General features: G+C 36.9%; 4 protein-coding genes. 3 read left to right on the top strand and 1 reads right to left on the bottom strand.

Features of this window, described 5'->3' with window-relative positions; genetic code table 11:
- The first annotated feature begins 1 nt into the window (after position 1).
- Both RB160_RS15560 and RB160_RS15555 read left to right on the top strand, forming a co-directional pair.
- On the top strand, positions 2 to 3,394 hold the full coding sequence (locus RB160_RS15560; protein ID WP_316571341.1) for a DUF499 domain-containing protein: 3,393 nt from the start codon (positions 2 to 4) through the stop codon (positions 3,392 to 3,394).
- Positions 3,395 to 3,661: 267 nt separating this feature from the next.
- Positions 3,662 to 4,027, top strand: coding sequence for a hypothetical protein (locus tag RB160_RS15555; RefSeq protein ID WP_316571340.1), 366 nt, complete (start codon positions 3,662 to 3,664; stop codon positions 4,025 to 4,027).
- Positions 4,028 to 4,103: 76 nt separating this feature from the next.
- Here RB160_RS15555 and RB160_RS15550 read toward each other — a convergent pair whose 3' ends face one another.
- Positions 4,104 to 4,325 (bottom strand): hypothetical protein, encoded by a 222-nt coding sequence (locus RB160_RS15550; protein WP_316571339.1) that lies wholly within the window; start codon positions 4,323 to 4,325, stop codon positions 4,104 to 4,106.
- A 1,673-nt stretch (positions 4,326 to 5,998) separates the two neighbouring features.
- Here RB160_RS15550 and RB160_RS15545 point away from each other — a divergent pair.
- Positions 5,999 to 9,142 (top strand): anti-phage protein, encoded by a 3,144-nt coding sequence (locus RB160_RS15545; protein ID WP_316571338.1) that lies wholly within the window; start codon positions 5,999 to 6,001, stop codon positions 9,140 to 9,142.
- The last annotated feature ends 223 nt before the right edge of the window (positions 9,143 to 9,365 follow it).

The raw sequence follows: 9,365 nt of genomic DNA, 5'->3' as shown, positions 1-9,365 counted from the left end.
TATGGCAATGAGTAATTATGAAAAAGTGGGAAAAGGATTAGAATTGCTTAAAAAGGGCCTTCTACCTTTTGTTGAACAAAGTTTAAAAAAGAAATATGAAAAAAATTGGATTCGTATTCTCAGTGATATTCCAGGGTTTATAGGAATAGATGAACGTAAAGTAGAAACTGAAGATGAAATATTGGGTAAATTAGATGTCCAAGTCTTATTAACGATTATGTGGAAATCATGGATGGATACATTTCATTCAGAATTGGGTTATTCAGGAAGAAGTTATGTAAGCGAATTAAAAGATATTGGAAGTCAGTGGGCACGTCAACAACCATTTTCAATTGATGACACTCATCGTGCTTTAGATACCATGGCAAGGCTGCTTCATTTAGTGTCATCTTCTGAAGCAATTGAAGTTGAGAGAATTTCCAAGGAAGTAATGAGAACGCGTTTTGAAACTGAAGCAAAACGAGAATTAAGGAAGACTGCCAGTGAAGTGACAAAGGTTGGTACAACATTAGGTCTTCCTCCTTGGAGAGAAGTAGTCACCCCACATCCAGACGTAGCGTCCGGTACCTACCAACAAGCAGAGTTTGCTGCCGATTTAGCCGAAGTTATAACGGGAACAGCTGATAAGGAATATCAAGATCCATTAGAATTTTTTCGTAGAACATATCTTACTGAAGGAATGCGCCATTTAATTATAAATGTCTTAAAGCGCTTAAATGGTAATGGAGGAAACCCGGTTGTTCAGCTACAAACCTCCTTTGGTGGCGGAAAAACTCATACAATGTTAGCTTTATATCACCTTATTAGTGGCAATGTACAACCATACGACGTGCCCGGTATAGATGAGGTATTACAAGAGGTGGAAATATCTAAACTCCCTAAGGCTAATAGGGCTGTTCTTGTAGGAACTCAGCTTAGTGTTGACAAGCCAAGGGTAAAACCTGATGGTACAAAAGTTAATACAATGTGGGGAGAAATGGCTTATCAGCTAGGAGGAATCGAAGGCTATAATATAGTATCAGAAGCAGATAAAAAGGGAGTTGCTCCTGGTTCAGATGATATTAAGGAAATATTTGATAGGTTTAGTCCTGCAATCGTATTGATTGACGAGTGGGTAGCCTTTGCACGGAATATTTATGGCAAATCGGATCTGCCTGCAGGTTCTTTTGATGCAAATATGACCTTTGCACAAACCTTAACTGAGGGAGTGAAACGCTCAGCTAACGGAATGGTAGTAGCTAGTATACCTGCTTCGAATATAGAAATAGGTGGAGAGGGCGGAGAGTATGCCCTAGAAAGATTACAACATACTTTTGGCAGATTAGAATCTGTATGGAAACCTGCTGGGCAAGATGAGAGTTATGAAATTGTAAGGAGACGATTATTCTCTTCTGAGATTAATCACGCGGCCCGCGATATTGTAGTTCGCTCATTCGTGGAAATGTATATGAATTATCCTAAGGATTATCCATCCGAGTGCCAAGAAGCAAGATACCGTGAACGCTTAATAAGTGCATATCCTGTCCATCCGGAATTATTTGAACGCCTATACTCTGATTGGTCTACTTTGGAGCGTTTCCAGAGGACTAGGGGTGTTTTAAGGCTTATGGCTAGCGTTATTCACGAACTATGGGAACGGGATGATAGGTCTTTATTAATAATGCCTGGAACAATCCCTTTAGATAGTGATGCTGTAAGGTACGAGATGACCCGTTATCTGCCAGAAGGGTGGGGGGCTGTTGTAGATGCCGATGTAGATGGAATAAGAGCCAGACCATTGTTATTGGATCGTGAAAACCCATCTTTTGGTCGTTATTCAGCGGCACGCCGTGTTGCAAGGACGATTTTTATTGGAAGTGCACCAACTGTCGTATCTCAAAAAAATAGAGGTCTAGAGGAGGCAAGAATACGACTTGGAGTTGTTCAACCAGGTGAATCTTCCGCAACATTTATGGATGCTCTGAGGCGACAAGTTGAACAGTTAACTTATCTTTTTGGGGATACTGTTCGTTATTGGTTCGACACTCGCCCCAGCGTTAATAGATTGGCTGCAGATCGTATTAGCAGGTTTTACGATTACGTTGACAATGAAATAGTAAGTCGATTAGGAATTATTATTAAGGAATGGGAACGTCAAAAGAAACGAAATCCCGATATTATACCAAGCTTTCAAGGCATTCACATTAATCCTGAATCACCAAGTGACGTAATAGATGACCAATCAATGAGATTGGTTATTCTGCCCCCTTCAACATTCCATCAGAATAGCAGTAATGGGGGATCCCCTGCAATTGAGAAATCTCTAGATATATTACTCAATAGGGGAAGTGGAGGTCGCCTATATCAAAATAGGTTAGTATTTCTAGCCTCTGATAAACGTAGATATGGTGAGTTGGCTGAATCAGTCCAAAATTATCTTTCGTGGAAATCCGTTAGTGCCGATCGGGAAACATTAAACTTAGACCTCTTTTCACTGCGCCAAATCGATAAACAATGCGAACATTGGAACGAAGCAATTAATCAAAGAATCGGAGAAACCTTTCAATATTTACTAATTCCGGAACAAGATAGTATTAATCCTGTTGCGATAGGGGTTATAAAGATAAGTTTAACTTATAACAATTTCATTAATCCAATTGTACGTAAGTTAGTAAATGAGGATCAACTTATAACAGAATGGGCACCTATCCTGTTAGAAAAAGTACTTAGCCAATGGTTTTGGAAAGAAGAGCGACCATATGTAAATATTAAAACATTATGGACCGATCTTACTAGGTACTGTTATTTGCCAAGATTAAGGGACGAAAGTGTTTTACTTGATACATTAAGACAAGGAATTGTTACAGAGGATTATTTTGCTATTGCTGATGGAATCGGGCCAGATGGTCGGTATATTAATTTACAGTTCGGGGTTATGGGCCTATTAGGCCGTGATATTTTAAACGGTTCAGCTGTCGTCATTAGTGCAAAAAGTGCTAGAGAACAAATAGAATTAGATAGAAGGAGATATAATGAGAATAAAACAAATTCTAGCGACGCGGGACAGGAAAGTAATAGGAACACCACAAGTAAAGATAAGAAAGATACATCAGAAAATAATAATGCAAGAATTGATAATAACGTAAAGGATAGTCAAGATAATAATCACGAAGAGACTACACCAATGCCTTCAAGGTTCTTTGGCTCCATTTTTTTAGATAATCAACGGGTTGCTCGGGATAGTTCTCGTGTAGCTGAAGAGGTAATACAACATTTAACCACACTATTAGGTTCAGAAGTTAAAGTAAAGTTGGAAATAGATGCCAAAGTACCTGGATCATTTACTGAGAGTGAAATAAGGACCATTCTTGAAAATTGTAGGACACTAGGATTCGATATTAATATATTTGAATAGTCTCTTTTTATTAGAGCCCTTCTGGCCAGAAGGGCTTTTTTCTAATTATATAAGAGAAATTTTTGGAAAACCTGAAAGAGTTACCCCTTTATCCATCAGAAGGACCGTTGGTGCAAGGATATGGATTGAAAATTTAATGTTTCAAAGGTAAATATATTTTACTATTTATGTTTATTTCATTTTAACAAACAAATTATGGAACCATTGGATGAGACTTGCGTATATCCAAAGACGGTGATTTTTCAAGGAGAAAGGAGGTAGAAGGACATGGATGACAAACAAGGTAAATTCGAAATAGGGGACAATGCGCTAAAAGGCGGGATTGCAGGCATTGTTGTAGTTGCTGGAACAACCATTGTATTAAAATACCTCGATGACAGAAAGCAAATCAAGCTCCACAAAGCTGGGAAACCTGTGGTTGCTGATAGTAACACCCACTTTATAATTGATCCAAAGAATTGGAAGTTCGGATTCAAAAGAAAAGCCAAGTTTGAAGTGAAAGAAGTCCCAGAAAAAATCATCATCAAGGAAGTCCCTGTTGTACCAGGATTCAAACAGACCAAGACAGTACAAGTGCGCCTGGACAAGAATGGCAAGGAAATACCAGGATCACAGGAAGACATCGTTGGCTAAACATATACCCGCAATTAAAAAAACCAGTAGGGTGCAAGTTGCCCTCCTGGTTTTCTTCTTAACGGGTGTGGCGTTGTTAGCGGTACGATTCAGGCAAAGATTCCAAGTCATTGCATTCAGTAAGGGCAATGTCTGTCATGTTCTTCACGCCCTCATTTTGATAGGACACCATGCAATCAAGTGCAAACTGAATGATTGTATCGTCTACATGAGGAGCCTTTTTCCTTTTTGCGACTTCGAAAGCTTTCACCACAATGCCTTCAATTTCGCCTCTGTATCTTTTAGTTTCATCTGCCAAACGCTCTGAACACTTTTTTCCGTTCATCACGTTTCGGTGGAAGGAACGGCATTTTCTTATCAAACCATCCTGCCCGTTTCAAGGATCCATCGAACTTGTTCGGATAGTTGGTTGCCCCGATTTAAATGATTTTTGCCGAAGGGACGGGTCTGACAAAAATGTTAGGGAAAGCTACGGAATAAATCATTTAATTTTTACCTAGATCCTTATCTCTATACTATGTAACCCCGTTTCAAACCCTTCCCATTCATAATAAACATTTCCGAATTTGAGGGAAGAAAACCAAGCCAAAACAGCCTCAATCTCATAAGCACCAGACCGAAGGTCAACGGGTTTACTCCCTGCAGACCTTCGGTCTTTTTGCTTGGAAAAAACGGCAGATAGGCGGGAATAAAAGCCCGAATATCAAGGGATTAAGGCATTAAACGATGTTCCTATTTAAACTTCCTTCTTGATTCTATTTTGCACAATAAGGGAAAGAAGCAACAGAAAAATCTTGCTTATACTGAATTTGGCCCTGTCAAAATGATGGTTTTAGCTATATTACTATCAATGGGAAGCAATGGGAAGGAGCCTGAAGTTTTGGTTGGATTTACTAAACAAAAGGCTATTTATTCACAAGGGGAAATACAATATTTCAAACTTACTCTGGCAAAATAAGGTGAGTTAGGTGATAAAATTGATACCGTTGTTTACGTTGAAGATTTGTTTGGAAAAACGGGTTTATGGGACATATCTTTCCATCTTGAGAATTTACAGGCAGAACCTACAAATCCAAAGGCGAAATAATAGCGCTGACTTCTCGAGCAAAGCATGTGTATTAACTGTCAATAATGTTTTTCGGACCTGTATTGTTAAGCAAGAAAACAGCTTCCTTGTTTACTTGCCAGCATTATCATACCTATATTAGTAAAAATCCGGTGCCGAGTTAGGTGCCAATCTTCAAAAATTTAATGATACTACAAAACACTCTAAATCACAGAAACCTTATTCTATAGCACTTTTGAGGACGTTATGGTACTAGAAATTACATACTGTCTAGAACTTAAAAAATTATCCATGCAGGCGATGCTTACTTTTGCTCCAATGAATTTGAAGAAACTGGCCAATTGGACATGGCAAGTTGCATAAGAATACTCGAAGAGTAAGATCCTGGGGATAATTATCTTCGGATTAACCCTAAAAATTTCCACAAAAATGACAAAAGGCCGGGAGAGGGTGCCCTCTCCCGGCCTTTTGTCGACAATCTGAAGCCTGCAGTATTGCAGGTTTTTTTATTTATTTTAAACTTTGCTGAGAAAAAAAGATTTGCAGCTCTTTCCTCGCCTAAAACTTAAGGGTGCCTTTCTTTAATGTGCAGAGGGGTATTTTTCCTTATTGAAACAAACAGTTATTTTATGAAGCACGCGGCAATGCGCGTTTTTTTGCTATCCTCCACCAATATATATGAAGCATTACTTTGAGGAATGGAAAAATGATTGGCAAATTTTAAAAGGCTCTGCATTTCGAATTTCAATATGAACTATACACATAGTATAGGTTAATTGAAAAAATTGTATTAATTAAATTTGTGGAAGAGACAAAAAAGTGGTAAAAATGATATTTTTTTCAATTTTTTTCTGAAAAGCATGTATAATTAGAATTAAATAAACCGACAGGAGATAAGGAAAAACATGCTTGCCATTATTCATTTATCAGACATTCACTTTTCCCAGAAGTATGATAACAGTTTATTTGATAAAAAAGCAGCGTTTTTTAAGTCTTTCATAGCACAGGCGAGGGCAGCAGATAATGTCATTGTATGTGTATCAGGTGATACAGCTAACTTTGGAAATGAGTATGAATATAATTCACTTGCTTTTCCTTTTTTTATGGAATTAAAGGCAGAAGTAGAAAAAGAAATACCAAAGGGAAAAATCGATTTCCTATTTATTCCGGGTAACCATGACTGTGATTTTAGTGATGAGGATGCGATGTTAGTCAGAGATGATTTAATTGATGTATTGACACAAAATCCCGATAGGGTAAGTAATTCTAGTTATGTCAGGAATGTCATTACTCAAGATTATTATTTAGAATTCCGTGATCTTTTCCACCGTGATTGGGATTATTGTTCTTTGGTGGAAACCAATGATTTAATTCAAAAAGTAAAAGTTGAAGTAGATGGAAAGACTGTCATGTTTTCTCTTTATAACTCTTCCTGGATTTCCACCCGTAATGAAAAACCGGGACAGATGTTATTTCCAAGCAGCTATATAAAAGAAGGTAATAAAATAATTGGTGATGTAAATATTTCAGTAATCCATCATCCCACGCACTGGCTTGAACCAAATAATAAAAGGGAAATAGAAGTTTTACTTAGAGATTCATCTGATATTATTTTATCAGGACATGAACATGTGCCCACCGTTTCAACATTATCAACATCTCAAAGGAGACAGCTACATTATATAGAAGGAAATGCATTACAGGAACTAAGTGATCCTAGTATTAGCGGCTATAATGTCATAATTCTAGATTTGGAACAAGAAGCATTTCAAGTTAAACGAATCTATTGGGACCATACATATTACAGGGAGGATGAACTAGAGGAAAAATGGACCTCATTTATTCAAGGTTTATCTGTTAAAGCAAATGATCCTTCTTCACTTATTGTTAATTCTCCATTTGATGAGGTTTTACGGGATGTGGGGATACCTATTACACATCCGCGTATTAAAAACTTAGGTTTAGAGAATATATATGTATTTCCACATGTTGAGGAAGTTATTTATAAAGAAGAATCAGAAGTGTTGATGAGTCCAGAAGACTTACCAACATTATTAGAGATAGAAAATGAAGCACATTTATTATTTACCGGAGATAAGGATTCAGGAAAAACTGCATTGGCTAAAATGATTTTCTTGTATTATCAACGTGAAAATTTTTATCCCCTTTATATTGATGGAACTGCCATAACTCCTTCAACTTCTAGGAATATCAATCTTTTGATTAAGAAGAACGTCAGTAGGGTGTATGAGGAGGGAAAAGAAGACCTATACCTTCAACTATCCAGCCAGGAGAGAATCCTGATTATTGATGACTGGCATAAAACGCTCCTCAATAGTACATCAAAATCAAGGTTTTTGTCTGAAGTTAGTCAGTATTTTAAACAGGTAGTTTTTCTGGCTGAAATTAACGATTCTCTTTCTAATACTATAGATCTTCATGCAAAAGAAGGGGAATATAGATTTAGGCATTTTAAATTAATGGAGTTTGGTTACGGAAAAAGAGATGAGTTTATTGAAAAATGGGTGAGTCTTGGTCAGGAGGATACATTAGAAGATTATGAATTGATCAGGGAAACAGAGAGGATTAAAAGGATTTTACGCCCAGTTTTAATGCAGAGCTTTGTTCCGAAATATCCTTTGTATTTATTGATAATTTTAAACACGATTGAGAGTGGAACACCTCATAATCTTGATAAGAGCTCGAACGGTTATTATTTTGAAATTTTAATTAAAGATTCCCTTGCTTCTATTCAAATAGAAAACAATGAAACAGATAAAATCTATCAGTATCTAACAGATTTGGCATTTGAGTTATTCCAAACACCAAGTAACTCAATCGATTTAGGACAATGGAGAGATTTTCATCGGAAACACCTCGATTATTACGATATGAATGATGACCAAATCGTGTTTAAGGATATTAAGGACAAGCTTGAAAAGGAAAAAGTAATTAGGAACAAACAATCAAGTTATGAGTTTTACTATCCTTATGTATACTACTTCTTTACTGCACAATATTTTGCTAGAAATATTAATCGCACAGAAGTAAAGGGTTACATAAGTACCTTGTGCAACAATCTTCATATTGTCGAAAATGCAAACATCATCATGTTTTTAACTCATTTATCAAAGGATGAGTTCATTAAGGATGAGGTATTAAAAGCAGCACAAGGAATCTTTGGGGAAACTGCTCCGTTACAATTGGATGGCGATGTTAGTATAATAAATGAATTATGTGATGAGATATCTCCTTTCGTGCTTCAGGACATTAATGTTCGTGAACATAGGAAAAAAATGAACGAACAACTAGATGAAATGGAAAGAGAAGACAAAAAAAGCAATCATTTTAATACAATGATTGAACAGCTTAGTGCAACAGAGAGTACCGAGGAAGAAGCAGCAGAAGTGGCTAGGGTAATGCAGCAAATTAACATGACGAATAAGGGATTCAAAATGCTCGACATAATAGGTCAAATCCTTAGGAACTATTATGGCTCTATGAGCGGAATTGACAAAATGAAAATGTGTGAGGAACATTATCAATTAGGACTGCGGATTAGTCATAATTATATTACTGAACTAAGTAATAACAATGAAAATTTAATCCATTATATTTCGTCCTTTATTGTTGAGAAAGGGTATGAAAATCCCGAACGTGCTGAAAAAGTAGCAAAACGTGTCCTGTATTCAGTTGGTGGTTTTATTGTTTATAACATTTTAGGGAAGATTGGAATTTCCATAGGAACGCCTGATTTGGATCGAACATTCACAAGGGTTCAAGAGCATTTTCCGTATAACTCAGTCGAACTAATTAATATCTTTATTAAGATTGAGTATTATGAACAGTTTCCTTATCAGGAGCTTAGGAGTTTTTATGAAAGAAATAAAAATAACAATTTGGCAAAACAAATTTTGCAGAACATGGTCAAAAGGTATCTGTACATGTTTGACACAAGTCGAAGTGATAAGCAAAAGATTTGTGATGCGGTTGGAATTACAATTGACCCAAAAATGAGAATACAGTTACAAAAGGCATCATCTAGATGATCTATTGCGACTTCACCTAGTGGAGTTGCTTTTTTAGTGTGCCAGGCATGTTCATTAACTAGGCGGTGAAAGTCCGTTATGAACGTTAGTCTATGCGCCATTAGCCGAAGGCAAGGGTGCCTGTGGCGACACGGAATCTGAAGTAAGACTTAGGTTATTAGATAATGACTATTACGTTTTCGGTGCACGTGAAGTCCTAGTATTAGAAGGGGGAGGAGGGCTC

Source organism: Neobacillus sp. YIM B06451, assembly GCF_032667185.1.
Lineage (GTDB): Bacteria > Bacillota > Bacilli > Bacillales > Cytobacillaceae > Bacillus_D.
Note: the sequence above shows the minus strand (reverse complement) of the source record. Positions and strands in the feature narration are given on the sequence as shown.